Origin of the sequence: Hansschlegelia plantiphila (genome assembly GCF_027922265.1) — a bacterium.
Taxonomy (GTDB): domain Bacteria; phylum Pseudomonadota; class Alphaproteobacteria; order Rhizobiales; family Methylopilaceae; genus Methylopila; species Methylopila plantiphila.
This window is the reverse complement of record NZ_BSFI01000020.1, coordinates 62,955-89,002: the sequence shown is the minus strand read 5'-3', so window position 1 is coordinate 89,002 and position 26,048 is coordinate 62,955. Positions and strand designations below refer to the sequence as shown.

At 69.4% G+C, this 26,048-nt stretch carries 25 protein-coding genes; 8 read left to right on the top strand and 17 right to left on the bottom strand.

Translation table 11 applies throughout. The annotated features are described in order from the left end of the window. Window positions 1-113: 113 nt before the first annotated feature. The 7 genes from PKE75_RS14250 to PKE75_RS14220 all read right to left on the bottom strand — a co-directional run bounded on the left by PKE75_RS14250 (window position 114) and on the right by PKE75_RS14220 (window position 9,828). Complete coding sequence (locus PKE75_RS14250) at window positions 114-3,218, bottom strand: efflux RND transporter permease subunit (RefSeq protein WP_271169406.1); 3,105 nt, start codon at window positions 3,216-3,218, stop codon at window positions 114-116. 292 nt (window positions 3,219-3,510) lie between these two features. After that, complete coding sequence (locus PKE75_RS14245; RefSeq protein WP_271169405.1) at window positions 3,511-4,794, bottom strand: efflux RND transporter periplasmic adaptor subunit; 1,284 nt, start codon at window positions 4,792-4,794, stop codon at window positions 3,511-3,513. Continuing rightward, window positions 4,791-6,215: an efflux transporter outer membrane subunit gene (locus PKE75_RS14240; protein ID WP_271169404.1), complete on the bottom strand. Its 1,425-nt coding sequence runs from the start codon at window positions 6,213-6,215 to the stop codon at window positions 4,791-4,793. The genes PKE75_RS14245 and PKE75_RS14240 overlap by 4 nt, the downstream gene beginning before the upstream one ends. A gap of 193 nt (window positions 6,216-6,408) precedes the next feature. Continuing rightward, complete coding sequence (locus PKE75_RS14235; RefSeq protein WP_271169403.1) at window positions 6,409-7,155, bottom strand: HAD-IA family hydrolase; 747 nt, start codon at window positions 7,153-7,155, stop codon at window positions 6,409-6,411. Then, complete coding sequence (gene rpe, locus PKE75_RS14230) at window positions 7,155-7,838, bottom strand: ribulose-phosphate 3-epimerase (RefSeq protein ID WP_271169402.1); 684 nt, start codon at window positions 7,836-7,838, stop codon at window positions 7,155-7,157. Before rpe ends, PKE75_RS14235 begins: the two co-directional genes overlap by 1 nt. 74 nt (window positions 7,839-7,912) lie before the next feature. Beyond that, on the bottom strand, window positions 7,913-8,788 hold the full coding sequence (locus tag PKE75_RS14225) for a phosphoribulokinase (RefSeq protein ID WP_271169401.1): 876 nt from the start codon (window positions 8,786-8,788) through the stop codon (window positions 7,913-7,915). Window positions 8,789-8,799: 11 nt separating this feature from the next. After that, entirely contained in the window at window positions 8,800-9,828 is a 1,029-nt protein-coding gene (locus PKE75_RS14220; protein WP_271169400.1) for a class 1 fructose-bisphosphatase, read from the bottom strand. A gap of 141 nt (window positions 9,829-9,969) precedes the next feature. On the opposite strand from PKE75_RS14220, the gene PKE75_RS14215 reads away from it, so the two are divergent. Further along, window positions 9,970-10,929, top strand: coding sequence for a LysR family transcriptional regulator (locus PKE75_RS14215; RefSeq protein WP_271169399.1), 960 nt, complete (start codon window positions 9,970-9,972; stop codon window positions 10,927-10,929). A gap of 46 nt (window positions 10,930-10,975) precedes the next feature. Continuing rightward, complete coding sequence (locus PKE75_RS14210) at window positions 10,976-11,344, top strand: response regulator (RefSeq protein ID WP_271169398.1); 369 nt, start codon at window positions 10,976-10,978, stop codon at window positions 11,342-11,344. Window positions 11,345-11,377: 33 nt separating this feature from the next. Here the strand turns inward: PKE75_RS14210 and folK are convergent, their stop codons facing one another. From folK to PKE75_RS14190, 4 genes are read right to left on the bottom strand one after another with little or no spacing between them, the layout of a single operon-like run. Beyond that, on the bottom strand, window positions 11,378-11,890 hold the full coding sequence (gene folK, locus PKE75_RS14205; protein ID WP_309298816.1) for a 2-amino-4-hydroxy-6-hydroxymethyldihydropteridine diphosphokinase: 513 nt from the start codon (window positions 11,888-11,890) through the stop codon (window positions 11,378-11,380). Continuing rightward, window positions 11,887-12,258: a dihydroneopterin aldolase gene (gene folB / locus PKE75_RS14200; protein WP_271169397.1), complete on the bottom strand. Its 372-nt coding sequence runs from the start codon at window positions 12,256-12,258 to the stop codon at window positions 11,887-11,889. The genes folK and folB overlap by 4 nt, the downstream gene beginning before the upstream one ends. Window positions 12,259-12,284: 26 nt before the next feature. Then, the gene (locus PKE75_RS14195) at window positions 12,285-13,325 is read right to left on the bottom strand and encodes a hydantoinase/oxoprolinase family protein (protein ID WP_271169396.1); all 1,041 of its coding nucleotides are present in this window, start codon (window positions 13,323-13,325) and stop codon (window positions 12,285-12,287) included. Next, the gene (locus PKE75_RS14190) at window positions 13,322-14,245 is read right to left on the bottom strand and encodes an ATP-grasp domain-containing protein (RefSeq protein WP_271169395.1); all 924 of its coding nucleotides are present in this window, start codon (window positions 14,243-14,245) and stop codon (window positions 13,322-13,324) included. Before PKE75_RS14190 ends, PKE75_RS14195 begins: the two co-directional genes overlap by 4 nt. Window positions 14,246-14,389: 144 nt before the next feature. Here PKE75_RS14190 and PKE75_RS14185 point away from each other — a divergent pair, with 144 nt between their 5' ends. Next, complete coding sequence (locus PKE75_RS14185; protein ID WP_271169394.1) at window positions 14,390-15,115, top strand: HisA/HisF-related TIM barrel protein; 726 nt, start codon at window positions 14,390-14,392, stop codon at window positions 15,113-15,115. Here PKE75_RS14185 and PKE75_RS14180 read toward each other — a convergent pair. The 6 genes from PKE75_RS14180 to PKE75_RS14155 all read right to left on the bottom strand — a co-directional run bounded on the left by PKE75_RS14180 (window position 15,069) and on the right by PKE75_RS14155 (window position 20,935). Continuing rightward, window positions 15,069-15,902 carry a triphosphoribosyl-dephospho-CoA synthase gene (locus PKE75_RS14180; protein WP_271169393.1) on the bottom strand — a complete coding sequence of 278 codons (834 nt, stop codon included), beginning with the start codon at window positions 15,900-15,902 and terminating at the stop codon, window positions 15,069-15,071. The two genes, PKE75_RS14185 and PKE75_RS14180, sit on opposite strands and share 47 nt — an antisense overlap. Further along, window positions 15,892-16,800 carry an ATP-grasp domain-containing protein gene (locus PKE75_RS14175; protein WP_271169392.1) on the bottom strand — a complete coding sequence of 303 codons (909 nt, stop codon included), beginning with the start codon at window positions 16,798-16,800 and terminating at the stop codon, window positions 15,892-15,894. The genes PKE75_RS14180 and PKE75_RS14175 overlap by 11 nt, the downstream gene beginning before the upstream one ends. Before the next feature lie 76 nt (window positions 16,801-16,876). Beyond that, complete coding sequence (gene mch / locus PKE75_RS14170) at window positions 16,877-17,836, bottom strand: methenyltetrahydromethanopterin cyclohydrolase (protein WP_271169391.1); 960 nt, start codon at window positions 17,834-17,836, stop codon at window positions 16,877-16,879. Next, window positions 17,833-19,014: an ATP-grasp domain-containing protein gene (locus PKE75_RS14165; protein ID WP_271169390.1), complete on the bottom strand. Its 1,182-nt coding sequence runs from the start codon at window positions 19,012-19,014 to the stop codon at window positions 17,833-17,835. Before PKE75_RS14165 ends, mch begins: the two co-directional genes overlap by 4 nt. After that, window positions 18,986-19,879 carry an NAD(P)-dependent methylenetetrahydromethanopterin dehydrogenase gene (locus PKE75_RS14160; RefSeq protein WP_271169389.1) on the bottom strand — a complete coding sequence of 298 codons (894 nt, stop codon included), beginning with the start codon at window positions 19,877-19,879 and terminating at the stop codon, window positions 18,986-18,988. The genes PKE75_RS14165 and PKE75_RS14160 overlap by 29 nt, the downstream gene beginning before the upstream one ends. 21 nt (window positions 19,880-19,900) lie before the next feature. After that, window positions 19,901-20,935: a beta-ribofuranosylaminobenzene 5'-phosphate synthase family protein gene (locus PKE75_RS14155; RefSeq protein ID WP_271169388.1), complete on the bottom strand. Its 1,035-nt coding sequence runs from the start codon at window positions 20,933-20,935 to the stop codon at window positions 19,901-19,903. A 155-nt stretch (window positions 20,936-21,090) separates the two neighbouring features. Between PKE75_RS14155 and PKE75_RS14150 the strand changes: the two genes are divergently transcribed. From PKE75_RS14150 to PKE75_RS14130, 5 genes are read left to right on the top strand one after another with little or no spacing between them, the layout of a single operon-like run. Next, window positions 21,091-21,465: a 4a-hydroxytetrahydrobiopterin dehydratase gene (locus PKE75_RS14150; protein WP_271169387.1), complete on the top strand. Its 375-nt coding sequence runs from the start codon at window positions 21,091-21,093 to the stop codon at window positions 21,463-21,465. Then, window positions 21,458-22,702, top strand: a complete 1,245-nt coding sequence (locus tag PKE75_RS14145) for a hypothetical protein (protein ID WP_271169386.1) — start codon at window positions 21,458-21,460, stop codon at window positions 22,700-22,702. Before PKE75_RS14150 ends, PKE75_RS14145 begins: the two co-directional genes overlap by 8 nt. Beyond that, the gene (locus PKE75_RS14140; RefSeq protein WP_271169385.1) at window positions 22,699-24,357 is read left to right on the top strand and encodes a formylmethanofuran dehydrogenase subunit A; all 1,659 of its coding nucleotides are present in this window, start codon (window positions 22,699-22,701) and stop codon (window positions 24,355-24,357) included. Before PKE75_RS14145 ends, PKE75_RS14140 begins: the two co-directional genes overlap by 4 nt. Then, window positions 24,354-25,250, top strand: a complete 897-nt coding sequence (fhcD, locus tag PKE75_RS14135; RefSeq protein ID WP_271169384.1) for a formylmethanofuran--tetrahydromethanopterin N-formyltransferase — start codon at window positions 24,354-24,356, stop codon at window positions 25,248-25,250. Before PKE75_RS14140 ends, fhcD begins: the two co-directional genes overlap by 4 nt. Then, the gene (locus PKE75_RS14130; protein WP_271169383.1) at window positions 25,247-26,038 is read left to right on the top strand and encodes a formylmethanofuran dehydrogenase subunit C; all 792 of its coding nucleotides are present in this window, start codon (window positions 25,247-25,249) and stop codon (window positions 26,036-26,038) included. The genes fhcD and PKE75_RS14130 overlap by 4 nt, the downstream gene beginning before the upstream one ends. Window positions 26,039-26,048 lie beyond the last annotated feature (10 nt).

Sequence of the window (26,048 nt, the reverse complement as noted above, 5' to 3'; positions counted from 1 at the left end):
CCCGTCGTGGTCCGGCTTCACCGGACCGTCCACGCCGAGCCTGACGCCCGACGCCGAAGCTGGGTCCTCCGGTCGAGCCGGAGGACGACGGCGCGCCTTATGGGCCCCCGTCCTCACTCCGCAGGTTCCTGATGCGGCTCCGGCGCCCGGCGGCCGAAGGCGAGGCGGAGGCGCTCCATCGCGAGATAGACGACGGGCGTGGTGTAGAGCGTCAGCAGCTGGCTGAGCAGCAGGCCGCCGATGATCGTCACCCCGAGCGGCACGCGCAGCTCCGCGCCCGGACCGGCCGCAAGCGCCAGCGGCAGCGCGCCGAGCAAGGCGGCGAGCGTCGTCATCATGATCGGGCGGAACCTGAGCGCCGCGGCCTCCACGATCGAGGCCTCCGGCGACAGCCCGCGCTCGCGCTCGGCGTCGAGCGCGAAGTCGATCATCATGATCGCGTTCTTCTTCACGATGCCCATCAGCAGGATGACGCCGATCAGCGCCACGATCGACAGCTCCAGCCCGAACAGCTTGAGCGCGATCAGCGCGCCGACGCCGGCCGACGGCAGAGTGGAGAGAATGGTCAGCGGGTGGATGAAGCTCTCGTAGAGCACGCCCAGCACGATGTAGATCGCGATCACGGCCGCCAGAATCAGCCAGGGCTGGCCGGCGAGCGAATCCGCGAACTCCGCAGCGTCGCCGGAGAACTGGCCGACGACGGTCGAGGGTTTGCCGGTGTCGGCTTCGGCGTCTGCGATCGCGGTCACGGCGTCGCTCAGCGAATAGCCGTCGGCGAGGTCGAAGGAGATCGTCGCGGCCGGGAATTGCTCCTCGTTCGACACCACGAGGTTCGCCGGCTCCAGCGTGATCGTCGCGATCGCCGCGAGCGGCACCGGCACGGGCGTCGAGCCGCTCGACATCACGTAAAGCCGGCCGATCGAGGCGGGATCCTTCGCCTGGCCCGGCGTCGCCTCCAGCACCACGCGGTACTGGTTGGCCTGGCCGTAGATCGTCGAGATCTGACGCTGGCCATAGGCGTCGTAGAGCGCGTCGGCGATCGCCTGCACCGTCACGTCGAGCCGCCCCGCCGCCAGCCTGTCGATCGCGATCCGCGCCTGCAGGCCGCCGGGCCGCGCGTCGGAGCCGACATTGCGGAGCGCGACCGAGTCCTGCAGCTTGTCGACCAGCCTCTTGGTGGCCCGCGACAGTTCCTCGGCGTCGGAATCTGTCAGCGTGTACTGGTAGCGGGCGCGCGTCGCGCGGGTCGAAATCTGCAGGTCCTGGGCCGCCTGGAACACGACCGAGACGCCGGCGATAGCGCCGATCTTGTCGTCGAGCCGGGCGATCACCTCAGCCGCGGTCGCGTCGCGCTCGTCATGCGCCTTCAGCACGATCGAGAGACGGCCCGCATTCGGGGTCGAGGTCTGGTTGTTGACGCCGAGCACCGAGACCACGTTGCGCACCGCCGGGTCCTCGCGGATCGCCGCCACCACCTCCGCGTCGCGCCGCTGGAGCTCGACGAAGGAGACGTCCTGCGCCGCCTCCATCGTGGCGGTGATCAGGCCGGAATCCTCGTCCGGCAGGAAGCCCTTGGGGGATGCGAGATAGAGCCAGCCGGTCGCGACCAGAGTGGCGAGCGTGACCAGCAGCGTCAGACCCTGGCGCCGCAGCACGACGAGCAGCGACTTCCGGTAGCCCTCGATGAACCGCGTCGTCGCCCGCTCCGCCGCGCGGCCGAGGCGCGACTTCGACTCCTTCGGCGCACGCAGCAGCCGGCCGCACATCATCGGCGTCAGCGTCAGCGACACCACCATCGAGACGATCACCGCAATCGTGAGAGTCGCGGCGAACTCGCGGAACACCCGGCCGATCAGCCCGCTCATGAACAGCAGCGGGATGAACACCGCGACCAGCGAGGCGGTGAGCGAGACGATGGTGAAGCCGATCTCGCGCGCGCCGTCGTAAGCGGCCTTGAGCGGCGGCGAGCCTTCCTCGATATGCCGCGAGACGTTCTCGATCATGACGATCGCGTCGTCGACGATGAAGCCGGCGCCCACCACCAGCGCCATCAGCGACAGGTTGTCGACGCTGAAGCCGAACAGCCACATCACCGCGAAGGTGGCGATCAGCGACAGCGGCAGCGCGACGCCTGCGATCAGCGTGGCGCGGAAGGTCCGCAGGAACACCAGCACCACCAGCACGACGAGCCCGACCGAGAGCGCGAGCGTCAGCTGCACCTCGTGGATCGAGGCCTTGATGGTGTCGGTGCGGTCGTCGACGACCGACACCGTGACCCCGGTCGGCATCGCCTTCTGGATTTCGGGCAGCGCGCGCCGCAGCGCGTCCACCGTCTCGACGGTGTTCGCGCCCGGCTGGCGCTGGACGTCGATCACAATCGCGGGCTTGCCCTGGTAGCTCGCGGAGACCGCTGTGTCCTCGAGCCCGTCAGTGACGTCGGCCACGTCGCGCAGCTTCACCGGCGCGCCGTTTGTGGTCGCGATCACGATGTTGCGGTAGCCGTCGGCGGTGGTCAGCTGGTCGTTGGCCGAGATCGAGAACGACTGCCGATCGCCGTCGATCGACCCCTTAGGCCCTGCGACGCTCGCGCCCGCGATCGCGGTGCGCAGCGTGTCGAGGGTCAGCCCATAGGCCGCGAGCCGCCTGATATCCGCCTGCACCCGGACCGCGGGCTTCACGCCGCCGCCGATCGCGACGCGGCCGACGCCCACCACCTCGGCGAGGCGCTGGGCGACGAGGGTGTCGGCGAGGTCCGAGACGTCGCGGATCGGGATCACGTCGGAGGTCAGCGCGATCGTGAGCACCGGCGTGTTCGCCGGGTTCACCTTCGAGAACACCGGCGGGTAGGGCAGGGTCTTGGGCAGCGTCGAGTTCGCGGCGTTGATCGCGGCCTGCACGTCCTGCGCCGCGCCGTCGATGTCGCGGTCGAGATCGAAGCGCAGCGTGATCAGGCTGAGCCCGAAGGAGCTCGTCGAGGTCATCGCGTCGAGCGAGGGGATCTGCCCGAGCTGGCGTTCGAGCGGCGCGGTCACGAGGGACGCCATCGTCTGCGGGTTCGCGCCCGGCAGCCGGGTCGAGACCTGGATCGTCGGGAAGTCGACCTGCGGCAGCGACGAGACGGGAAGCTTCAGATAGCCCAACACGCCCGCAAGCAGCGCGGCGAGCGCCAGCAGCGTGGTCGCCACAGGCCGGGAGATGAACGGCGCCGCGATGTTCATTCTCTCCTCCCCCTTGCGGGGAGGGAGAAGGCCGAGCGCGCCCTGGCGCCGCCGTTTCCCGGCCGCAGCGAAGCGGAGAGCCGGGGCCAAGCCGCGCAACGCCCGACGGACAAGACGCCAACGGCGCCGCTCTTCACCTCTCCCCGGCGGGGAGAGGTCGACGCGGCGTCAGTCGCGGCGGGCGAGGGGGCTTTCACGGTATCCGGAAAGCCCTGCTCCCCCTCACCCGGATGGCTTGCAGCCCTCCGACCTCTCCCCACCGGGGAGCGGTGAGGAAGCGTCGCGCTTGTGTTCACGGCGCGGCTGGCGCGGCGGGTGCCGCGCCCTGCGCGCGGCGGTCGCCACGGCCGGCGTCAGGAGCGGCGTTGGCGGAGGGCGCGTCGTCCTCGGGCGACGCGGCGTCTCCCGGGGCGCCCAGCACGACCTTCGCGCCGTCGCGGAGGCGGGTGAAGCCGGTCGTCACCACCTTGTCGCCGGCCTCGACGCCGGAGGCGATCACGGCGAGCTCGGCGTCCTGCCGCTCGACCGTGACCGGCCGCTGCGTCACCGTCGAATCCGGCTTCACGAGATAGACGAACGGTCCGTCCGGCCCCTGCTGGACCGCGGGGCCCGGCACGGTGACGACGTCATCGAGCGTGTCGACGGCGACGCGGATGTTGGTGAACTGGCCCGGCCACAGCGCGAGCGTCGCGTTAGGGAAGGTGCCCTTCAGCTTCACCGTGCCTGTCGTCTGGTCGACCTGGTTGTCGATCACGTCGAGCGTCCCATGGTCGAGCGGGTCGCCGCCGTCGGCCGGCAGCGCCTCGAGCGGCACGGGGCCGCGCGCCATCGCCTTGGTCACCGCGGTGATGTTCTGCTGCGGCAGCGTGAAGATCGCGGCGATCGGCTTGAGCTGGGTGATGGTGACGATGCCGGTGGTCTCGCCGGCCGTCACGTAGTTGCCCTGGTCGACGCCGCGCACGCCGGTGCGGCCGTCGATCGGCGCGCGCACCACGGTGCGGTCGAGCGTCGCCTTCTGCTGGTCGATCATTGCAGCGTAGTAGCGCACCTGCGCCTCGAGCTGTGCGACGGAGGATTTCGCGGTCTCCGCCTGCTGCTGCGAGCCATAGTCGTTCTTGGCGAGACGCGAGTAGCGCTCGTAGTCGCGCTGGGCGTTGGCGAGCTGGGCCTCGAACTGCGCCTTTTGGGCGACCGCCTGATCGTACTGCGCCTGATAGGTCGACGGGTCGATCCGCGCCAGCACGTCGCCGGCCTTCACGTCCTGCCCTTCGCGAAACGCGACCTCGACCAGCGTGCCGTCGACCTGGGCGCGCACGGTCACCGTGTTCGGCGCCTGGAAGGTGCCGACTCCGTCGAGAAACACCGGCACGTCCTGCCGCTTGGCGTCCGTCGCGACGACGGGCGTCGGTTGGTCGCTGAAGCCGCCGCGCCGGCCGCCCCGGTGGGACTGCCGCTGCGAACCCTCTCCGGAGTCGCTCGTCGCGCTGAAGAAAGGGAGGCCGAACGGCGGCGGCCAGAACCGCCATGCGGCGACGCCCGCGGCGACGACCAGAAGAAGAATGATGACGCGTTTCATTTGATCGCGCTTTCCGGCAGCGGAGTCCCGCCCGGCGCCTGGCCCGACGCCGCCCAGCCGCCGCCGAGCGCCTCGAACATCGAGACATAGGCCTGGAAGCGCGCGAGCCGCGCGTCGACCAGCGCGTCCTGCGTCGAGAACAGCGTCTGCTGGGTGGCCAGCATGGTGACGATGTCGATCGTGCCTTCCTTCATCTGCGCCTGCGCGATGTTGAAGGCCTCGCGCGCGCTCTTGACGGCGTTGCCCTGCAGCCGCTCCTGCTCGGCGGATTTGCGAACCGCGATCAGCGCGTTCTCGGTGTCGACGAAGGACTGGATGGCCGCCTTCCGGTAGGCGTAGAGGTTCTCGCGATAGGTCCCCTTGGCGTTGTCCAGGTTGCCCGGCAGCGTCGGGTCGAGGATCGGCTGGGTGAGGCCGGCGGTAAGCGAGTAGAGCGCGGACTGGGAGGCGAACAGCGACTTCAGCGCCACGCTCTCGAACCCGCCCTGCGCCGTCAGGTCGATCGACGGCAGGAAGGCCGCGCGGGCCGCGGTGACGTCCGCGTCGGTCGCGGCGAGATTGGCCTCCGCCTCGCGCACGTCGGGCCGGCGGAGGAGCAGTTCGGCCGGCATGCCCGGAGCGACGCGCGGCGCCTTGAGGCTCGCGAGCCGTCCGCCCTTGACGGCGAGCGTCACCGGAGGCCGCCCCAGCAGCAGCGCGAGCGCGGTCTGGTCGGTGCGGATCTCCTGCTCGATCGGCGGGATGGTGGCGCGCTGCTGGTCGAGCACGGTCTGCTGCTGCGCGCGGTCGAGCCCGGAGGCCGTCCCGACCTCGACGCGACCATTGATGGCGTCGAGGATGGTCTGGGCGCTCTTGACGTTGTCACGGGCGATCGCCAGCCGCTCCTGGGCCGACATCAGCGCGAAATAGGTGTTGGCGACGTCCGTCACCACGCCGAGCGCGACGACCTCCTCGGCGAAGCGCGAGGACAGCGCTGTCGCCTGCGCCGAGCGGACCGTGGCGTGGTTCTTTCCCCAGAAATCGAGCTCGTAGCTGGCGTTGAGCGTCGTCTGCAGTCCGCCGACTGTCCGGGTTCCCGGCGATTTCTGCACGCTGCCCTCGCCGCCGCCCTGGATGAGCGGGACCAGCGACGCGCCGTTGATGCGCACCTGCGCGTCCGCCTGCTCGATGCGGGCCTTGGCCGCCCCGATGTCCTGGTTCGCCTGCTCGGCCTGCACGATCAGCGTCGACAGCTCCGACGAACCGAAGCCGCGCCACCAGTCGGATTTCGGCCAGACCGGCTTGTCGGCGCGCGTATCCTCCCAGCGGGTGGGGCTCGCGACGTTGAGCGCCGGCCGTTGCCAGTTGTTCGCGCAGGCGCTCAGCGCCAGAGCGCACGCCGCGGTCGATGCGAGCCGCGCAGACGCGACCAACCCCCTCACAGTGCCATTCCAGATTTTCCCGATGACGCGATTGCACGCAGAGTGACACGACTGGGCTCCCTTCGCCGTGGCAGGGAAGCGACATCGCCGAGGCGACCATTCACGCTTGTACGCGCATGGAGTCCGCTCCCTTCGCCGAAGACCACGTTCTGGCGCCTGCGAACGGAGACCGCCGCGCCGAGCCCGCCGGCCGCTACGCCGCGAGCGTGCGGAGGAAGGCGACCGTCACCATGGTTACGCCTGCGCCTGCGCCCGCAATATGGCGGGCGGGGCGGTCCGGCTCGCCGAGCTGGTCGAACACGGCGGCGGCGTCCGAAAAATCCTGGTCGTCGGTGTAGAAGCTGGGCGTCGCCACGCTTTTCAGCCCGGCCGCGGCGGCGGCGCGCAGGCCGTAGATCGTGTCCTCGAACGCCAGAGCCTCGGTCGGCGCGACGCCGAGTCGGTCGATCGCGAGATCGAAGACGTCGGGCGCCGGCTTCTTGGCGTGGACCGAATCACCGGCTGCCACCGCGTCGAACAGCGCGGGGCCTTCCGGTCCGAGCGTGGCCGCGAGCAGCGCCTCGACGTTCGACTGGCTGGTGGTGGTCGCGATGCCGAGCCTGAGCTCCTGCGACCGCGCCTCCCGGATCAGCCGCTCGACGCCTGGCCGGAGGCTCACGCGGCCTTCGCCGACCAGCGCCGCATAGCGCCGGTTCTTCGCGGCGTGGAGCTCGGTCAGCACGGCCAGGGCGTCGTCGCCGCGGGGAGGGCGATCGTGCTCGATGAAGTGGCGCAGCCGTTCCTTGCCGCCCATCACCCGCAGCAGGCGGCGATAGGTCGGCTGGTCCCAGGCCCAGGGCAGGCCGAACTCGGCGAAGGTCTCGTTCAGCGCCCGGCGGTGCGTCTCCTCCGTCTCGGCCAGCGTGCCGTCGACGTCGAAGATCAGCGCCTTGAGGGGCATCAGGCGGCCCTGCGCCCGGCCGCCTCTTCCGCCGCGGCGCGGATCGCGGCGATATGGCGGGCGTAATGCTCCGGCCCGTCCTTGAACACCGCGTTGCCCGCGACGAAGGCGTCGGCGCCGGCGGCGGCGCAGAGCGAGGCGGTCTCGGGCGTCACGCCGCCGTCGACCTCGATCGCGATCGGCCGGTTGCCGATCAGCGCCTTCAGCCGTCCGATCTTCGGCAGCATCTCCGGGATGAAGGCCTGGCCGCCGAAGCCCGGATTGACGGTCATCACGATCACCAGGTCGATCTTGTCGAGCACGTACTCGACCGCGCTCTCCGGCGTGCCGGGGTTCAGCGCGACGCCGGCCTTCTTGCCAAGCGAGCGGATGAACTGCAGCGAGCGGTCGAGGTGCGGGCCGGCTTCGGCGTGCACGGTCAGCCGGTCGCAGCCGGCCTTGGCGAAGGCTTCGAGATAGGGGTCGGCGGGCGCGATCATCAGGTGGCAGTCGAACAGCGCGTCGGTCCAGCGGCGGAGCTTCCTCACGACCTCGGGCCCGAAGGTGATGTTCGGCACGAAATGGCCGTCCATCACGTCGAGATGCACCCAGTCGGCGCCGGCCGCGACGACGTCTCGGGTCTCCTCGCCCAGCCGCGAGAAATCGGCGGAGAGGATGGAGGGGGCGAGTTTGATGCTGGACATGGCTTGGGCTCGGGCCGGTTTCGCTGCGGCGCAGCACGCCATTAGACCCATTGCGCGCGCCCGTGAAGACCGCTTCAGCCCGTACGGCGCTTCTTGTCCACCAGATGCATGATCATCGGCGTGAGAATCAGCTGCATCGCGAGGTCGAGCTTGCCGCCGGGGATCACGATCGAGTTCGCCCGCGACATGAAGCTGTCGTGGATCATCGAGCGCAGATACTGGAAGTCGATGCCGCGCGGGTCGCGGAAGCGGATCACCACCATCGACTCGTCGGCCGTCGGAATCGAGCGCGCGATGAACGGGTTCGAGGTGTCGACCGTCGGGATGCGCTGGAAGTTGATGTCGGTGCGGGTGAACTGCGGGCAGATGTAGCGGACGTAGTCCGGCATGCGTCTCAGGATCGTCTGGGTGACGTCCTCGGTCGAGTAGCCGCGGTCGTTGCGGTCGCGGTGGATCTTCTGGATCCATTCGAGGTTGATGACCGGCACCACGCCGATCTTGAGGTCCGCGTGGCGGGCGATGTCGACGCCGTCTCCGACCGTCGCGCCGTGCAGCCCCTCGTAGAACATCACGTCGCTCGGCTGGGGCAGGTCCTCCCATTCGGTGAAGGTGCCCATCGGCCGCCCGAGCCGCTCGGCGGCCTCGAGGTCATGGGCGTAATGCCGCGTCCGTCCGGAGCCGTCCGCGGCGTAGCTCGCGAACACGGCCTCGAGCTCCTCCAGCATGTTGGCGTCGTGGCCGAAATGGCTGAAGTCGTGGTTGCCGTTCGCGGCTTCCTCGGCGGCCCTCCGCCGCATCCCCTCGCGGTCGTAGCGATGGAAGGCGTCGCCCTCGACGAAGGCGGCATGGATGTGCTCGCGCCGGAAGATCTGCTCGAAGGTCGCGCGCACCGAGGTCGTGCCGGAGCCCGAGGATCCGGTGACCGAGATGATCGGGTGCCTGATCGACATGGCCGTCGCTGTCAGGCGAGGAACAGGCCGCGCTTGGCGAACAGCGGCGACGCGCCCTTGCTCGGCCGGTCGGCGTAATAGCGCGCGATGCGCTCGACCTCTTCGGCCGAGCCGGCGACCAGCGGCGAGCGCACGTGCAGCTTCGCGGGCTTGATGTCGAGAATCCGGGTCCGGCCGTCGGTCGCGGCGCCGCCCGCCTGCTCGCAGATCATGGCGATCGGATTGCACTCGTAGACGAGCCGCAGCCGTCCCTGCGCATAGCCCTCGCGGCCGTCCCCCGGATAGAGATAGACGCCGCCGCGCACCAGGATGCGGAATATGTCGGCGACCAGCGAGCCGACCCAGCGCATGTTGAAGTTCTTCTCGCGCGGCCCTTCGGCGCCGGCCAGGCAGTCGGCGACATAGGCGCGCATCGGCTCGTCCCAGTGGCGCTGGTTGGAGGCGTTGATCGCGTATTCCGTGGCCGACTTCGGGATCTGGATGTCCTGATGCGTCCGCAGGAAGGCGCCGCTCACGTGGTCCAGCATGAAGGCGTGCGTGCCCTCGCCGACGGTCAGCACCAGCGCGGTCGCGGGGCCGTATACGACGAAGCCCGCGGCGATCTGGGCGGAGCCGGGTTGGGTGAAGGTGTCGGCGCCGGCCTCCGGCAGCACGCCGAACAGCGTGCCGATCGATACGTTGTTCTCGATGTTGGACGAGCCGTCGAGCGGGTCGATCGCGACCGCGACCGGCGCGCTTTCGTCGAGCACGACTTCTTCTGCGGCCTCCTCGGAGCCTACTCGCGAGACCGGCTGCTTCCTGAGCGCCTCGACGACGATGTCGTGGGTCCGGACGTCGAGGGCCTTCTGGGCGTCGCCGCCGGCGTTGGTCAGATGGGTCTGCGCGCCCATCGCATCCTCTAGCGCGCCGCGACCGACGATCGCCGCGATCGCGCGGCCGGCTTCGCAGACGCCGAGCACCGCGCGCGAGACTGCGACGCGGGTCGGGTCAGTCCCGGCCCAGCCGTCGAGAAAGGCGTCGAGGGTCTTATGGTCGGCCACAGGCGTCTCCGGCGAAGCGTTGCGCATCATCATGCCCCGGCGAAGCGATCGGAAAAAGGGGTCCCGGACGCGCTATCGGGCGGCAGTCGGTCCTACCGAAGTTGCTCAGAAAAGCCAAACAAACTAAACGCCCATTTCAGTATGTCTGAAGACCTTGTCCGCTCCCTGACCCTGAAGCAGCTGCGCGCTCTCGCCGCGGTGGCGGACACTGGCGCGGTCAGCGCCGCGGCCCGGCGGCTGAACGTCACGCCGCCGGCCGTCACCATGCAGATCCAGCTGCTGGAGGCGTCCGTCGAGTTGCCGCTGCTCGACCGCAGCGGCGACCGGTTCCGTCCGACCGACGCCGGCCGCGAACTGATCGAGGCGGCCGAAAGCATCGAGGCGGCGCTGAGAAATGCGGTGGCGGCCCTTGAGGCCATGAAGGGGCTCGACGGCGGCCGGGTCTCGGTCGCGATCGTGTCGACTGCGAAATATTTCGCCCCGATGGCGCTCGGCGCCTTCGCCCGGGCCCATCCCAAGGTCGATCTCAGCCTGATGGTCGGCAACCGCGCCGAGGTGCTCGAGCTGCTGCGCAGCGACCGCGTGGACGTCGCCATCATGGGACGGCCGCCCGAGGATCTCGACAACGTCCGAGCCGTGATCGGCGACCATCCGCATTTCGTCATCGCCTCGCCGACCCATGAGCTCGCGGCGCGTCGCTCCATGCCGCCGGAGGCCCTCAGCGGCCAGACCTTCCTGATGCGCGAGCGCGGATCCGGCACGCGCGGCCTGATGGAGCGGCTGTTCGAGGAGACTGGCGTCACGCCGAAGGCCGGCATGGAGATCGGCTCGAACGAGACCATCAAGCAGGCGGTGATCGCGGGGCTCGGCCTCGCCTTCATTTCCGCCCACACCGTGGCCGCCGAGATCGCTGACGGTCGGCTCGTCGAGCTCGACGTCCAGGGCCTTCCGGTGCTGCGGCAATGGCATGTCGTGCGCCGCGCCGCCAAGCGGCTGACGCCCCCCGCCGCGGCAATGACCGCCTTTCTCTCGGAGCACGGCGCGGAGTTCCTGCCGAAGATACCGCTCAAGAGGAACCAACGGGCCGATCGGGACGTCTAACTCCAGCTCGCCTCGCGCCGTGGCGGGAACCGGAGCACAGAGTTGTATGCGCGTTCTGATTGTGGAGGACGAGCCTATCATCGCCCTCGAGATCGAATCGATCGTGCAGGACCGGCTCCCGCAAGCCTGCGTCGTCTGTGCGACTTCGGTGAGCGCGGCGCTCCTCCTGATCGCGGACGAGCTTTGCATGGCGATGCTCGACGTCGATGTGACCGACGGCAAGACCTATCCGCTGGCTGACGAGCTTCGCCTGCGCGGCGTCCCGTTCGCGTTCGTATCGGGCGCGCTTACGGAAGACTTGCCCGAACGGCTTTCCCACGCCGCCTTCGTGCGAAAGCCGTTTTGCACCGCCGACATCCTCCGCACGATCGACGCGCTCGAAGCGATCGGCGGTCGGGTCGAAGAGAAGGAGTGAGTCTGCTCTCCGAGAGGTTGGGGAGCGGAGAGATCAGGAAACAGCCGGCTTCCAGGGATTCGCCAGCCGCGAGAGGCCGGCGCTTCCGGCGGCCTCCGCAGCCCGCCGGATCGACTTGCCGTCGAGCTCCAGATCCGGGCGGATCTCCGCGAGCGGAGCGAGCACGAAGGGGCGGTTGAAGATTTCCTTGTGCGGCACGACCAGCCGCTCGGAGGAGACCCGCTCCTCGCCGAGATAGAGGATGTCGACGTCGATCACCCGCGGTCCCCAGCGGAAGGTCTTCTCGCGGCCGATGTCCGCCTCCACCCCTTGCGTGAACGCTATCGCCTCGTCCGCGGTCATCTCGGTCCGGCCGACTGCGCAGGCGTTGGCGAACCAGTCCTGATCGACGAAGCCCCACGGCGCCGTGCGCCAGACCGAGGATGCGGCGAGGAACTCGATCGGTCCGCGCGAGAACACCAGCTCCATGGCGCGGTGCAGGTTCGCGACCTTGTCGCCGACATTGCTGCCGAAGCCGAGCCCGATCTCCTTCATCGCCACGGTCACGCCTCTCCGCGTCGACGGATGATCTCGACGCCGACGTCGGAGAAGATCCCGGCGATCGGCGCGCCGGGCTTGTGCAGTTCGATCCTCACCTGCTCGATCGTCGGGAAGCGGCTGAGCAGGGCCGCCGCGACGTTCTCGGCGAGCGCCTCGATCAGCGCGACGGGCTTTCCGGTCGCGACCGCGACGACCGTCTCGTGCACGTCGGCGTAGGAGACGGCGCGGGAATGGTCGTCGCTCGCCGCATAGGCCCCGGCGTCGACCCAGTAGTCGACGTCGAACACGAAGCGCTGGCCGAGCTTGCGCTCCTCAGCGAACACGCCGTGATGGGCGTGGACCTGCACGCCGCGAAGGAAGATCCGGTCGGACATCTGCGCAAGGCCTCCGGCGCGGGCGCTCAGCCGCGCGCCGCGAGCAGGCGGGCGACGGCGACGGACGGGGCGCAGTCCGCGGCGACGCCTGCGAGGCGCGCGTCGTCGGACCACAGGGCTCCGACGTCGCGATACAAGAGGCCGAGCCGCTCCGCCAGCCTCGCCGCCATAAATCGCCCGACCCCGGCGCCGAAAACCGTGGCGCCGGCGGGCGTCTCGGATCGTGACAGGATCGCGGCGGCGGCGTCGCAGAGCCGCCGGAGCGCGGCTTCGGCGAGAAAGGCCGCAAGCGCCCGCGCCGGGGCGTCGTTCGCCGCATCGAGATCAGCGCCGACCATCCGCAGCAGCCTGCGGGCGCTGCCCTCGCGCGTCTTCGGGCCGCCGTCGGCCGCGTCATGGAGGTCGGCGCCTTCGGGCAGATCGCCGGTCAGGCGGAACACGTCGGCCGAGGTCGCGAAAAACTCCGCCATCGGCGAGACCCAGGCGCCGCGGAAGGGCAGGCGGGGACTCAGCGCCATCACCGGCGTCCTCGCCGCGCCGAGATAGACCAGCTCCTCCGCCGCCATCCGCTCCGCGTCCGTTCGACCGCGCGCCAGGACGCCATGGCCGGCGAAGGGCGCGAGGTCGGACGTTGTGGAGCCGACGTCGACCAGCAGCCCGGCCTCGCCGCCGACGGCGAGCGCCTGCGCGGTCGCCCGCCAGTTCGCGGAGGCGATCGCGCTCCAGTGCTCCGGCGCGGCGGCGGCTTCGACGAAGCCGCGCTCGCCGGCGTAGACCGCCACCCGATCGGCGCCGAGCCGGGCCGCGAGCGCCGACGCGATGGCCGCGACCCCGGTCGCCCGATCCGGCCAGAGGTCGACCAGTTCTCCCGTCATCGTGACGGCGCAGGCCGCCTCGGGAGGCAGCGCGTCGGCGACGTCGTCGAGCGCCACGGTGAGCCGATCGAGGCCCTTCCAGAGCGGACAGGGCGCGATGCGCACCTCAGCCAGCCGGCCGACGGCGGAAATCCGGGCGAGCTTCAGATGGGCGCCGCCGACGTCGAGGCCGACGATCGGACGTCCCGTCACAGTGCGATCTCGACCTGTCTGGCCGGGCTGGTCGGGAGACCGACGCACGCGTCGCCGGCAAAGGGCGCCACGAGGCTCACGGGGTTAATTCCGATCGCTTCTCTTAACCCGGCGTAACTCGTCGTTAACCGCGGATTAACTTCCACGACCACCGGCCCGCTGTTCCCGATCACCACGTCAATTCCGAAAATCCCGCTGAGGCCCGGAATCGCATCCACGACCATTTCTGCAAGCTGTTGCAAAGCGTTATCGTCGTCACCTAAAGCGCCGAGCGTCAATCCGCGGAACACGAAGCGACCGTTTTCGACCGCGACATGCTGCCGGTTCGCGGAGAGCAGCCGCACCGTCCCACCGGCGCTCAGGACCGTCAGGCTGGCAGCCTCGCCCGCCGCGAAAAGCTGTAGAACATGACCGCTTCCGAGCGAACCCGGCTCCGGCCGGTCGAGCATCAGCAGCGTGCTCTCGCAGCCGGCGCCGTCATCCGGTTTCGCCACGAACGGGCCGAGGACATCGTCCGGAACCGCGTTCGACGCCCAGACCGGAAGCGCTGGAACTCCCGCCGCAATCAGGGTCTCGGCCGTCAGCTTCTTGCTGGAAGCCACTCGAATCGCTTCGATATCCGGGCCGATGCCGATCGCGCCGGCGTTGGCGCAGAGCCCGGTCAGCCGCGCCAGCACGCCCCCCGTTTCCGGCGCGACGACCCAGGTGACGTCGACCTTCCTGGCGCAATAGGCCCAGAGCCGCCAGAGATCCCGCTCCGGAGCGATCGCGATGCTCGCGATCCCCCTGGGCGGCGTCAGCCGCTCGTCATGCGTGGTCACCAAAGAAACGCCAGGAATATCAGTGAGATCGCGCGCCAGCGCGTCGCGCATCAGCGCGCCCTCGCGGGCGAGCGACGGCGATATCGGCTCGCCCGCCATGCCTCCGCCGGTCACGAATTCGCACATGAAGACGCGCAACCCGGCTCTCCCAGAAGCCTCGAAATCCGCCGACGAGGCGCTCGTCACCCGGTCGGGACCGGCTTAAACCAAACCCGGCCGCAGCGCATGTCCGGAGTTCGAGCCATGGACGTCATTCCCGTGATCGACCTGATGAACGGCGAGGTCGTGCACGCTCGGCGCGGCGAGCGGGGAAACTACCGTCCGATCGTCTCGCCGCTCGCCAAAGGCTCCAGCCCCACGGAAATTGCGAGCGCGCTCATGGATCTGGCGCCGTTCCGCCGCCTCTACGTCGCAGACCTCGACGCCATTTTCGGCCGTCCCGGCAACGACGCCGCGGTCGCGGCGCTCGCCCGGGAGCACCCCGCCGTCGAAATCTGGGTGGACCGCGGCGACGCGGACGCAGACATCCTGCGGCGCCGCGCCGCCTCCGGTCCAGGCGTCTCGGTCGTCGGCGCGGAAGCGTTCTCCGAGTTCGACCCGCTCGTCCGCGCGATCGACGCCGCGGAGGGGGTCCTGTCCCTCGACTACGACGCCGGCGGCCGCATGGGACCGGCAGAAATCTATGAAACGCCAGACGTTTGGCCGCATCGGCTCATCGTCATGACGCTTGCCCGCGTCGGGGCCGGGGACGGGCCGGATGTCGAACGGCTGACAGAGACGCTCGCGCTAGCCGGTGAGCGCGAGGTGTTCGCCGCGGGCGGCGTTCGGGGGGCGGAGGACCTAGGGGCGCTTGAAGAAATCGGCGTCGCTGGCGCGCTCGTCGCAAGCGCGCTTCATGACGGCCGACTGACGCCGGATGCGCTCAGGCGCGCGCTTGAAGCCCCGCCGCGAACAGCGCGGCGACGGTGAGGTCGGCGGTCGTGCCGGGATTGACGCTCTTGGCCTTGAGATGCAGGTCGAACGCGTCGAGCGCCCGTTCGCGATCCTCGCGAAAGTCGAGACTTTCGGAAAACGCGGCCGCCTCCCGACGCACGGTTTCGGCGACGGCGGAGCCGAACTTGCGCGCGACATGGCTGTCGGGAAACAGGCTGAGAAGCCCGAGATAGACGTCCTCGACGGCCTCGCGGCCTGGCCCGCGCGTCTCGTAAGCCGTTGCGGCGGCGAAGACATCCTCGAAATCCGTGACGTATTGCAGCGCGATCCTGTCGCGGTCGGCGGCCTCCGACATCGCCTCCCGCAGCGTGATCGAAGGCGGCGCCGCGACGTCGTGCTGCTCCGTACGGCCGAGGCCGCCGGGATTTGCGGCGGCGATCGCCCGATAGGCGGCCGCGGCGTCTGCGACGGTCAACCGCTTGAGAATGCGCGACAGCGCGGCACGCAAGGATTCGCCCGGCGCGGCGTCGAACGCCGCCTCCGTCAGCGGCGCAGCCAGCAGGATAATGCCGAGATTGGCGTTGCAGCCGACGGCCGCGAGCGAGGCCCGCACCGCGCCTTCGATGCGGTCGCCGACGGTGCGTCCGGTCACGAGGCGAACGGCGGCGACTTCCGCCGCGCGCTCGAAGGTCGCAGCCGTCATGCCGTGACCCTCGCGGAAAATGTGGACGTTGCCTGGCTTCAGCGCATGGAGCTCGGCCCGGCAGGCCTCGCGGAAGAGGCCGGCGACAGCCGCCAGGCTGCGGGGTTGGTCAGGCGGCATCGGGGCGGGCCAGCCGCCGCGCGACGTCGGCTGCAAGCGCCGCTGCGACGTCGACGCCGGTCGCCTGCGTCAGACCCTTCCAGGCGGGCATCGAGTTGACCTCCAGCACGAGGAAGCGGCCGTCCTCGTCCTCGATCAGGTCGACGCCGGCATAGGCCGCGCCGACGGCTGCCGCCGCCCTGACGGCGAGCGACGCGGCTTCGCCGTCGATGCTGGCGGCTTCGCCGGTCGCGCCCTGGAAGATGTTGGTGACCCAGCCGTCCGAGCGGCGGATCATCGCCCCGATAGGCTTTCCGTCGAGCACGAAAACGCGCCAGTCATGCGCGCCGCCCGCCGCTCGAGAGCCGCGGCTCGCGACGAATTCCTGAAGATAGTAGACGCCGGCGACGTCGTCGGGCTGAGGCAGGTCGTCCGCCGACCGGACCCTGATCAGTCCTTTGCCCTGCGCCCCGAACAGCGGCTTCAACACCGCGTCGCCGCCCAGGGACTCCAGCGCCGCTATGGCGTCCTCGCGGCGCTCTCGCACGACCGTTCGCGGCGTGGGCAGGCCGGCTTCCGCGAGCACGAACGTCGTCATGGACTTGTCGACGCAGACCTCGACCGCTCTGGCGTCGTTGATGACAGTGACGCCGAGCGCGCGGGCCGCGTGCAGCAGCCCAAGCCGGGCGGTGATCTGCTCGGTCGTGCCTGCCGGAAGCAGACGGATGAAGATCGCTCCGGGGAGCCGGTCGAGGCCGGGAAGACGCAGGCCGGGACGGCCGGTTCCCAGCTCGAAGCCGCAATCGGCGATCGACAGGATCAGCGGCCGCAGTCCTTCGCGCTTCAGGGCGGCGGCGAGGCTGTTGCTGTGCCAGTCGGCCTTCTCGGTGAAGATGACGACAGCGTCTTCGAGGATCATCGGGCTTGAGCTTTCCGGGGTCGACGCCCTCGCCATCCCGGCCGGCGCGGAGCGCCGGGCCGGGAACGACCGTGGTTCACGCGCCGGAGAACGACTTCTCGACGATTTCGTGCGCGAGCTTGCCGGCGGTGAAGCTCTTGCCCGTCGAAAGCGCCGTGACGGTCACGACGGCGGGCGAGAACAGCGCGGCGTCGCAGGCGTAGAAGTCGAAATTATAGGCCTTGAACACCTCGCCGAACGGGCGGCCATAGTCGCGCGAGGTCGATGAGGGCAGGCCGTTCGCGAGCTGCTCGGCCTCGTCCTCCGGCCCTTCGACATAGAGCGCGATCTGGCCGCCGTAGAGCACGGCGTCGTTGGTGCGGCCCATGCCGGACAGGAAGTCGGCGCCGGGAGGCGGCACCGGCGCGAAGCCCGAGCCGTCCACGATGCGGTCGAGCGGGAAGTGGATGGAGTGCGCCTTGTGGAGCGCCACCTCCAACACGCGCCCGACGATCTGGACGGCGCCCGCGAGGCTCTGGGTCGGGGTCAGGATCAGCGTCAGCTTGTCCTCCGCGACGCCGCACTCCTTGGCGATGTAGGAGATCAACCCGTCGGGCGGGCGCTTGTCAGTCTCGAGCACCAGCGTCGCGGTCTCGGCCTCGTCCTTGTATCCGAGCTCGCCGAAAAGCTCTTCCTTCGCCCAGATCGCCCGGGCCGGTCCGGAGCCGAGGGCGAAGAACTCGCCTTCGGACAGGTTCCAGCCGGCGTACTGGCTGCCAAGGCAGGCGATGACCGGATCGGCGGTGGTGACCTGGATGGCCATGCCCCAGCGGGGGAAGCGCGAATCCGGAACAAGGCTGACCTGGCCAAGCCCTCCGAGGCAGATCTCGGTGATGCGGCGGCCGGCTTCGAGGCCGCCGCGGACCGAGGCGCCCGCATCGACGATCGTCGCGCCTGTCGCGGTCTTCTCGATGGCGAGGCGGAGCGTCGTGGCGTCCCTGACGAGAGCCTCCACGAGGGGGGCGGTCAGGGCTCCAACGCTTGGCTTTGCGTTCATGCAGGCACCATCGGGTTCGGGCTCGGCCGGGACGTGCTGACGGCGCGGAGCGATTCGAGAAGAGCGGCGCGCCGCTCGGCGAGTAGCGCGCGCGCGGCGAATGGCGTGGCGCCGGCGGCCAGGATCGTGCAGACGGGCGCGCCAGCGGGGATGATCTCCTCGCACGCCGGCCAGTCCGCCGTCCAGACCGGTCGCTGCAGCGTAGTGACGCTGACGGCGCGCCGGGCGTAGACGACAGCCGCAGCCTGCGCGGACGCTGGTCGCTCGAACGCGTCCGGCAGCCGGCCGTCGCAGGCGGCGAGGTGGAGCGCAAGCAGCGAAGGGGATTCGCCGCGGTCGAACACGTCGAGCGTCGCGCCGGGTCGGGGGTTGATCTCCAAAAGGTGGAAGGCGTCGCCGCCTGCCGAGACGATGAGGTCGGCGCTGGCGAGGCCCGCCAGCGCCGTCGTCTCAACGATGCGGTGGAGCGCTGCAGCGATCCCGTCGGCGAGGCCTGCGGGGAGGGCGATCGAACCGGCCGCGCCGCCATAGCGGAACGGCGCCCGCGGCGTCGGATCGGCCCACTGCTCGGAAAACCCCAGGATGCGTGCGTCGCGGCCGTTCGCGAGGAAGAGGGCGGACAGCGGTCGCCCGTCGACGCGGCGCTGAAGATAGCGACCCGAAGCAACGGCGCCGGACCGAGCCCGCCGGATATGCGCCCCGCCCGACGCGCCCGCGCGCTTCGAGAGCCAGCCGTCGAGCGCTCCGTCGATCTCGCAGCTCCTGGCCACCGCAGGATGGGGGACACCGAGCGCCGCCAGCATGTCGGAGAACGCGAACGGATCCTTGAGCAGCGCGACCGTCTCAGGCGTCGCGCCGCGGAGCGGGTTGCGACGCCCGATCGCGGCCATCAAGCGCGGCGCGTGCTCGAACCCTGCGCCGAGCGCCACCGGCAGGCCTTCCCGCGCATGACGGCGCAGCGTCGCCAGCAGATCTTTCCGATCGAATCCGATCCCGCGCTTGCTGGGTCGCGCCTTTACCGCCTTGGCCGCATGCTCGCGCGTGTCGGCGTCGGCGAACAGGTCGATCGAAAGCGCACGCAAGCCGGCGCGCCGGGCCGAGCGCGCGAGGGCGCGCGCCGAGAGCGCGACGACCGCGACGTCGTAATCTTCAGGAGGCGAGGGAGCGTGCGAGCTCATAGGCCTCGAGGAAGCCGATCTGGAGAGCCTTGTCGGAGGCGAGGATGCGCTTCAGCATCTGGTGCTGGACCTGATACTTCAGTTGTCCGATCACCAGCGCTCCGACACCCACGCCATAGGGCAGGGCGACGCCGTCGTCGTTTGATCCGACCCCCGCGATGCCGGCCGGCGGAACCGCGTTGATGTCGGCGGCGACCAGCAGGCTTTTGGCGCTCTTCAGCACCTCGCTCGAGATCACCTGGACGCCGGCGGATGCGGCGGTGAGAATCACCTCGGCGTCCGCCACCAGTCGCTTCTTCTCCTCCTCGGAGCTCGCGACCGCGCAATCGAGCTTCACCCCGAAGCGTTTCTTGAAGTCGACCGCCTTGAGCTCGACGTCCTCGATCGCCTGATGGCTGACAAGCGTGACGTGTGCGCCGGCATTGGCGGCGATCACCGCGGCGACGCCGCCGATGACGCCGGTCGCGCCGTAGACCTGGACCTTCGCGCCAGCAAGACCGTTGGCCCGCTTGCCCCCGAGATGCTTCTCGACGAGCGAGATCATTGCGGCCGCCGTCGTGAAGGCGCCCGCCGGATCGGCGAAGATCGATATTTCAAAAGGCGGAAACAGCGCGGAATCCGCGGCCTTCATCTGGTCGAGCGCAAGGCTCGCGTCCTTGCCGCCGATGAACAGGACGGTGCGCTTCGCCGCTGTCGGCGACCGGCTGAACATGGCGTCCTGGGTGAGCGGGACGACGTCCTTCAGATCGACGCCGACATAGGTGGCGATCGTCAGGAAGCCGGCGTCGACCGCCATGTTCACGTCGAACGGGCTGGTGTGCCGGAGCGGCGTGATCATGTGCAGAATCGGATGGGCGTCGGGCATCGAATCTCCTTTCGGCGCGGCTCAGCCGCTCGCGCCGTCATCGCCATAACGCGCGTCTTCAATCGTCGCGCCGTGATTATTGCCGCTGACCACGTCGAACGTCAGATTCGGCCGGTCGGCGAACCGCGCGCGCAGATCGGACGCCATGACTTCCGCGGCCTGCGCCTCGCCAAATATCGCAAAGCCCGTCGGCCCCCAACTGCTCTGGCCGACGCCCGGTACGCCGGCCGCCTCAATCAGCTTCAGCGCCTCGGCGACGTCGGGGCTCGTGAAGCGTCCGCCCTGGAAGCGCGAGAAATGGTCGCCGAGACGGCGCTGAATCTCGCCGACCGCAAGGCCGAAGCGGTGCGCGTCGCCCGACGCGGCGGCGGGCAGGGCCGCCATCAGCACCAGCCGGCAGAGCCTGTCTGCGAGCGCCTCCGGGAACTCCGGCAGGCCGTCCATCGCCTCGGATTCGGTGGCGCCGCTCAGCCCCGCGCGCGTCGTGTCGAAGATCAGGAGAATGCGCCAGGCCGCGGGGATGGCGATCCGCGACAGCAAAGGCGGGGGCTGCGACGGGCGCTCGCCCGCGGGCTGGCCGCCGTCGAGCAGCACGCCGCCGCCCTGAAAGGCGCCGAGACCGATGCTCGACCGGGCGCCGCGGCTGAGCGAGGCCGCGACCTGCGACGAATCGATGCCCTTGCCGTCGAGCAGGCTCGCCCCGACGCCGATCGCCAGGGCCATCTGCGTGCCGGAGCCGAGGCCCGAATGCGCGGGAAGCGCCTCCTCGACGACGATCCGCACGCGCTCGTCGACGCCATGCGTCCGCGCGATCCTGGAGAGGGCTTGCCGGGCGCGGTCGCTGTCGGGGCCGACGGCGGAAGGTTCGGCGGCCGTCTGCATGAAGACCCGCGTCGCCGGCCCTTCGAGCGTCAGGCCTAGGCTTCCGAAGCGGCGGCCAAGGGAGCCGTTGAGGTCAAGGAAGCCGATATGCAGTCGCCCTGGCGCGACGATGCGCACGGCGCGGGGTGCGCGAAGGCTGTCGCCCTGCGGGCGGGATTGCGGCTGATCTGTCATTTTCCGGCGGCACATTAGTCGCGGCGGCGGCGGCGCGCCAACCTCGCCAATACTCCTAACTCCCTATCGGACGAAACGCCGCGCCGCGTTGCGCCGGCCTGACGCGCTGTGTAAGCCTCGCCGAAATTCTCAGTGAGCTTCAAGGATCGCGCTCAATGGCCGACCGCAAAGCCGTCATCCCTCCCGATCAGGTGGAAGCTCGCCTGAAGGCGGAGCTGCCGAAGTGGCGGCTCGAGGACGGATGGATCAGGCGCACCTACAAGACCCAGAGCTGGAAGAGCACATTGATGGTGATCAACACGATCGGCCATCTCGCGGAAGCGGCGTGGCACCACCCCGACATCACGGCGTCCTACGCCTGGGTGGAGGTGAGGCTGATGTCTCACGACGCCAAGGGGATCACGGGCCGCGACTTCGAGCTCGCGAGCAAGATCGAGAGCGTCGTGCAGTGGCAGCCCGGCGCCGAGGGCGGCGCGCTCGAAGGCACGCCGCAGGGCGACCAGCGTTTTGCCTACGTGAAATATGACTGAGGCTGTCGGCGGCGGCGTGACGCATAAGGACGTTGTGTGCCCGTTCTGCGGGCTCGGTTGCGACGATATCTCATTGAAGGTGGACGGCCTGTCCGTGGAGGCCGGGGAGGGCGCCTGCGGGCGCGCCGCCGCGCTGTTCCGCCGGTCCGCCGCGCCAGCGCCCTCGGCGCGGGTGGCGGGCCGCGACGCGTCCATCGACGAGGCGGTCTCGGCCGCGGCCGATCTGCTGGCGGGGGCCGCCAGCACGGCCTATGCGGGCTTTGCGGCGGACGTGAACGGCGTTCGCTCTCTCATCAAGCTTGCGTCGAAGACCGGCGGGAGCGTCGACCACTACGCCTCGGCCGGGCTGTTCCGAAACCTCTCGACATCTCAGCGCAAGGGCTGGATCGCGACGACGCTGGCGGAGGTCCGCAACCGCTGCGACCTGTTCGTGGTGGTCGGTCCTGATCCTTCCGAGGCGTTCCACCGCCTCTACACCCGCGTCACGCCGCCGACCGGCCGCTTTGTCGAGGGTCGGCGCAAGGTCGTGTTCCTCGGCGGCGAACCTTCGGCGGAGGCCCGCCAGCAGCTGGTCGGCCTTGACGTCGAGACCATCGAAGTCCGCGAAGGCGGCCTCGTCGATGCGCTTTCCCGGTTGAACACGCTGGTCTCCGGCGGTTCGACGCCTCCGGTCGAACCGGACCTCGCTCCGCTTGCCGAGGCGCTCAAGAGCGCGAAGTATGGCGTTCTCGCCTGGAACGCGGCGGCGCTCGGCGCCGACGGCGATCTCGTCGTGGAGCGGGCCGCGGCGGTCGTCGACATGCTCAACGTCACGACCCGCGCCGCCTGCCTGCCGCTGGCCGGCCGGGACAACCTGATCGGCGCCAACCAGACCTTCCTCTGGAACATCGGCTTCCCGATCCGCACGGCCTTCCGTTCGGGACAAGCGACGCACGACCAGGCGCTTAACCGCACCGGCGCGGCCCTGGAGTCTGCTGACCTCATGGTCTGGACATCCGCGTTCCGTCCCGAGCGTCCGCCCGGCTTCGAAGGCAAGGTCGTCGCCATCGCTCACCCCGACACGACGTTCGAGAGCGAGCCCGACGTGTTCATCCCGGTCGGCCAGCCCGGGCTCGACCACAGGGGCCTCGCCTTCCGCACGGACACCGTGGTGAGCATTCCCCTCGGCAAGCACCGCGACTCGGGACTGGCGAGCGTCGCTGACGTCGCGAAACGTATTCTGGAGCGTCTGCCATGAGCGCCGTGCGCATCACCGGCGGCAAAGTCCTCGACCCCGCGAACGGCGAGGTCGGGGTCGCCCGCGACGTCTTCATCGTCGACGGCCGCATCGCCTCATCCGATCTGGCGGATAGCGCCACCGAGACGATCGACGCCAAGGGCGGAATCGTGATGGCCGGCGCCATCGACATCCACAGCCACATCGCAGGCGGCAAATCGAACATCGCCCGCCTGCTGATGGTCGAGGAGCAGCGCGCGATCCGCGAGCCGGCGGGCCAGTTCTGCGCCTGCGGCGGCGGACTTTCGACGATGACCGCGCACGCCACCGGCTGCCGTTATGTCGAGATGGGCTACACCGCCGTGTTCGAGCCCGCCGTGGTTGCGGCGAACGCCCGTCACATGCATGTCGAGATGGGCGACATCCCGTTCCTCGACACCGGCGGTTACCTCGTCCTCGGCAATGACGACTTCCTGCTCGACCTGATCGCCAGCGGGGCGGGGCAGCAGGCGGTCAACGACTATGTCGCCTGGATGCTGGCGGCGACCAAGTGCATGGCGATCAAGATCGTCAATCCGGGCGGAATCAACGCTTTCAAGTTCAACTCGCGCTGGATGCAGCTCGACGAGGCGAATCCGCATTACGAGATCACGCCGCGCAAGATCCTGACGACGCTGATCAAGGCGGTGACGGAGCTCGGCCTCGCCCATCCGATCCACCTTCACGGCTGCAATCTCGGCGTTCCCGGCAACGAGGACACCACGCTCGAGACCATCGCCGCGACGGAGGGGATGCCGCTGCACATGACGCATGTGCAGTTCCACTCCTACGGCACCGAGGGCGACCGGAAGTTCTCCTCCGGCGCGGTCAAGATCGCGGAAGCCGTCAACAAGAACCCCAACATCTCGATCGACGTCGGCCAGATCATGTTCGGCCAGACCGTGACCGCGTCCGCCGACCTCATGTCCCAGCACCGTAACCGCGGCATCGCCACGCCGAAGCGCTGGATCGGCATGGACATCGAAATGGACGCCGCCTGCGGGATCGTGCCCTTCGCCTACAAGGACAAATCCTTTGTCAACGCCCTGCAGTGGGCGATCGGGCTGGAGCTGTTCCTGCTGGTCGAGGACCCCTGGCGGATATTCCTGACGACCGATCATCCGAACGGCGCGCCGTTCACCACCTATCCGCACCTGATCCGGCTGTTGATGGACAAGCCGTTCCGTGACGAGCAGTTCGCGAAGCTGCCGAAGTCGGCGCGCAAGCATTCGATCCTGGGCGAGCTCAAGCGCGAATACACGCTCGAGGAGATCGCGATCGTGACCCGCGCGGCGCCGGCCAAGATCCTCGGCTTCACCGATCGCGGTCACCTCGGCGCAGGCGCCGTCGGCGACGTCGTGATCTATCGTGACGATCCCGACCGCGAGGCGATGTTCTCGCGCGCCGACTACGTGCTGAAGGACGGTCAGGTCGTGGTGAAGGACGGCGAGATCGTCGGCCTGACCTACGGCAAGACCCACTCCGTCGCGCCGGACTACGACAAGAGCATGGATGTGAAGCTCGACCGCTGGTTCGACGAGGCGATGGGCTTCAAGGCGAAGACCTTCAAGCTCGCGGATCATGAAATCCGGGAAGGCGCGGGCACGGTGGTGCACGCCACTGCGAGGTCGGCATGATCCTCAACGGCGTCGAAATCCGCGACAGCTTCGCGGAAGCGTTCCCGATGGTCGGGACGCGCCTGATCATCACGGCCGACAGCGCCAAATGGGCGATGATCGCCGCGAAGACCATGACGGGCTTCGCGACCTCGGTCATCGGCTGCGGCTGCGAGGCCGGCGTCGAGCGGGTGGTGCCCGAGAGCGAAACGCCCGACGGCCGGCCCGGCGTCGCCGTGCTGATTTTCGCGATGGACATCAAGGGCCTGAAGTCCGTGGTGCCCAACCGTATCGGCCAATGTGTCCTGACCTCTCCGACGTCCGCCTGCTACGCCGGCATGGAAGGCGGCGAGTCGATCTCGATCGGCAAGGCGCTGAAGTATTTCGCCGACGGCTGGCAGATCTCCAAGATGGTCGGCGGCAAGCGCATCTGGCGGCTGCCGGTGATGGAAGGCGAGTTCGTCTGCGACCATGACACCGGTTCGGTGTCGGGCGTCGGCGGCGGCAACATCCTGATCCTCGCGACCTCGCGCGGCGAGGCGCTTGCGGCCGCCGAGGCCGCGGTCGAGAACATGAGCAAGGTCGAAGGCTGCATCATGCCGTTTCCCGGCGGCGTGGTCCGGTCGGGGTCCAAGGTCGGCTCGAAGTACAAGGGCATGTTCGCCTCGACCAATAATTTCTATTGCCCGACGCTGCGGGCGCAGACCGACTCGCATCTGCCGCCGGAAGTCGCTTCCGTGATGGAGATCGTGATCGACGGCGTCAGCTTCGACGCGGTCGCGGCCTGCACCAAGGCCGGGATCGAGGCGGTCGTCGCGCTCGGCCGCGACAAGGGGGTCGTCGCGATCGACGCCGGCAACTACGGCGGCGACCTCGGGCCGTTCCACTTCAAGCTGCGGGAGATCATGGCGTGAGCGGCATCGTCCTCACTCCGCGCGCGTCCTTGGAATCGCGCGTCGACCTCTCCGGCGTGCTCCCCGGAGCAGGCGTCGACTTCGCCCGTCTGCCGGTCTTCCACGGCGGTCGTAAGGTCGCGCTCGGCGATCTGTTTACGGCGTCCGGCGTCGATGATGGCCGCATGACGATCGAGGGCGGCGACGCGCTGCTCGATTCGGTCGGCGCCGGTCTCGCGAAGGGCGAAATCGTGGTGAAGGGCGACGTCGGCTCAAAGCTTGGCTTTGGGATGACCGGCGGCATGATCTCGGTGAAAGGGTCGGCGGGCGCGTTCGCTGCAAGCGAGGTGTCCGGAGGCAAGATCGTGATCGGCGGCGACGTCGGTGAGAAGCTCGGCGCGGCGGGCGACGGGTCGCGCCGCGGTATGAGCGGCGGCGTGGTGGTGGTCGGCGGTTCCGCCGGCGCCCGCGCGGGAGAAAGACTTCGCGGCGGCGTGGTCATGATCGAGGGCGACGCCGCTGAGGAGGCCGCGACCGACCTGATCGCGGGCACGATTGCGATCGCAGGAAAGCTGGGGGCCAACGCCGGCCGTGGCATGAAGCGCGGCACGCTGCTTCTGCGCAGCCCTGAAGGCCTCTGCGCCGGATTCGGCGACGCCGGCGTGCATGACCTCGTCATGCTGCGCGTGCTGGTCCGCCGCTCGCAGGAACTCGCGGCGTTCATGGGCGCAAGCGTCACCGGCGCGCGGCGCTTCGCAGGCGACCTCTATTCGGGCGGCAAGGGCGAGGCGCTGATCGTCGCCGGCTGAAGCTTCGGCG

Excerpts from the sequence above, each read along its gene's own strand:
- PKE75_RS14250 (WP_271169406.1), bottom strand. The coding sequence starts at position 3,218 with ATGAACATCGCGGCGCCGTTCATCTCCCGGCCTGTGGCGACCACGCTG.
- PKE75_RS14245 (WP_271169405.1), bottom strand. The coding sequence starts at position 4,794 with ATGAAACGCGTCATCATTCTTCTTCTGGTCGTCGCCGCGGGCGTCGCC.
- PKE75_RS14235 (WP_271169403.1), bottom strand. The coding sequence starts at position 7,155 with ATGCCCCTCAAGGCGCTGATCTTCGACGTCGACGGCACGCTGGCCGAG.
- rpe (WP_271169402.1), bottom strand. The coding sequence starts at position 7,838 with ATGTCCAGCATCAAACTCGCCCCCTCCATCCTCTCCGCCGATTTCTCG.
- PKE75_RS14225 (WP_271169401.1), bottom strand. The coding sequence starts at position 8,788 with ATGTCGATCAGGCACCCGATCATCTCGGTCACCGGATCCTCGGGCTCC.
- PKE75_RS14215 (WP_271169399.1), top strand. The coding sequence starts at position 9,970 with ATGTCTGAAGACCTTGTCCGCTCCCTGACCCTGAAGCAGCTGCGCGCT.
- PKE75_RS14210 (WP_271169398.1), top strand. The coding sequence starts at position 10,976 with ATGCGCGTTCTGATTGTGGAGGACGAGCCTATCATCGCCCTCGAGATC.
- folB (WP_271169397.1), bottom strand. The coding sequence starts at position 12,258 with ATGTCCGACCGGATCTTCCTTCGCGGCGTGCAGGTCCACGCCCATCAC.
- PKE75_RS14190 (WP_271169395.1), bottom strand. The coding sequence starts at position 14,245 with ATGGCGGGCGAGCCGATATCGCCGTCGCTCGCCCGCGAGGGCGCGCTG.
- PKE75_RS14185 (WP_271169394.1), top strand. The coding sequence starts at position 14,390 with ATGGACGTCATTCCCGTGATCGACCTGATGAACGGCGAGGTCGTGCAC.
- PKE75_RS14180 (WP_271169393.1), bottom strand. The coding sequence starts at position 15,902 with ATGCCGCCTGACCAACCCCGCAGCCTGGCGGCTGTCGCCGGCCTCTTC.
- PKE75_RS14175 (WP_271169392.1), bottom strand. The coding sequence starts at position 16,800 with ATGATCCTCGAAGACGCTGTCGTCATCTTCACCGAGAAGGCCGACTGG.
- mch (WP_271169391.1), bottom strand. The coding sequence starts at position 17,836 with ATGAACGCAAAGCCAAGCGTTGGAGCCCTGACCGCCCCCCTCGTGGAG.
- PKE75_RS14165 (WP_271169390.1), bottom strand. The coding sequence starts at position 19,014 with ATGAGCTCGCACGCTCCCTCGCCTCCTGAAGATTACGACGTCGCGGTC.
- PKE75_RS14160 (WP_271169389.1), bottom strand. The coding sequence starts at position 19,879 with ATGCCCGACGCCCATCCGATTCTGCACATGATCACGCCGCTCCGGCAC.
- PKE75_RS14155 (WP_271169388.1), bottom strand. The coding sequence starts at position 20,935 with ATGACAGATCAGCCGCAATCCCGCCCGCAGGGCGACAGCCTTCGCGCA.
- PKE75_RS14150 (WP_271169387.1), top strand. The coding sequence starts at position 21,091 with ATGGCCGACCGCAAAGCCGTCATCCCTCCCGATCAGGTGGAAGCTCGC.
- PKE75_RS14145 (WP_271169386.1), top strand. The coding sequence starts at position 21,458 with ATGACTGAGGCTGTCGGCGGCGGCGTGACGCATAAGGACGTTGTGTGC.
- PKE75_RS14140 (WP_271169385.1), top strand. The coding sequence starts at position 22,699 with ATGAGCGCCGTGCGCATCACCGGCGGCAAAGTCCTCGACCCCGCGAAC.
- fhcD (WP_271169384.1), top strand. The coding sequence starts at position 24,354 with ATGATCCTCAACGGCGTCGAAATCCGCGACAGCTTCGCGGAAGCGTTC.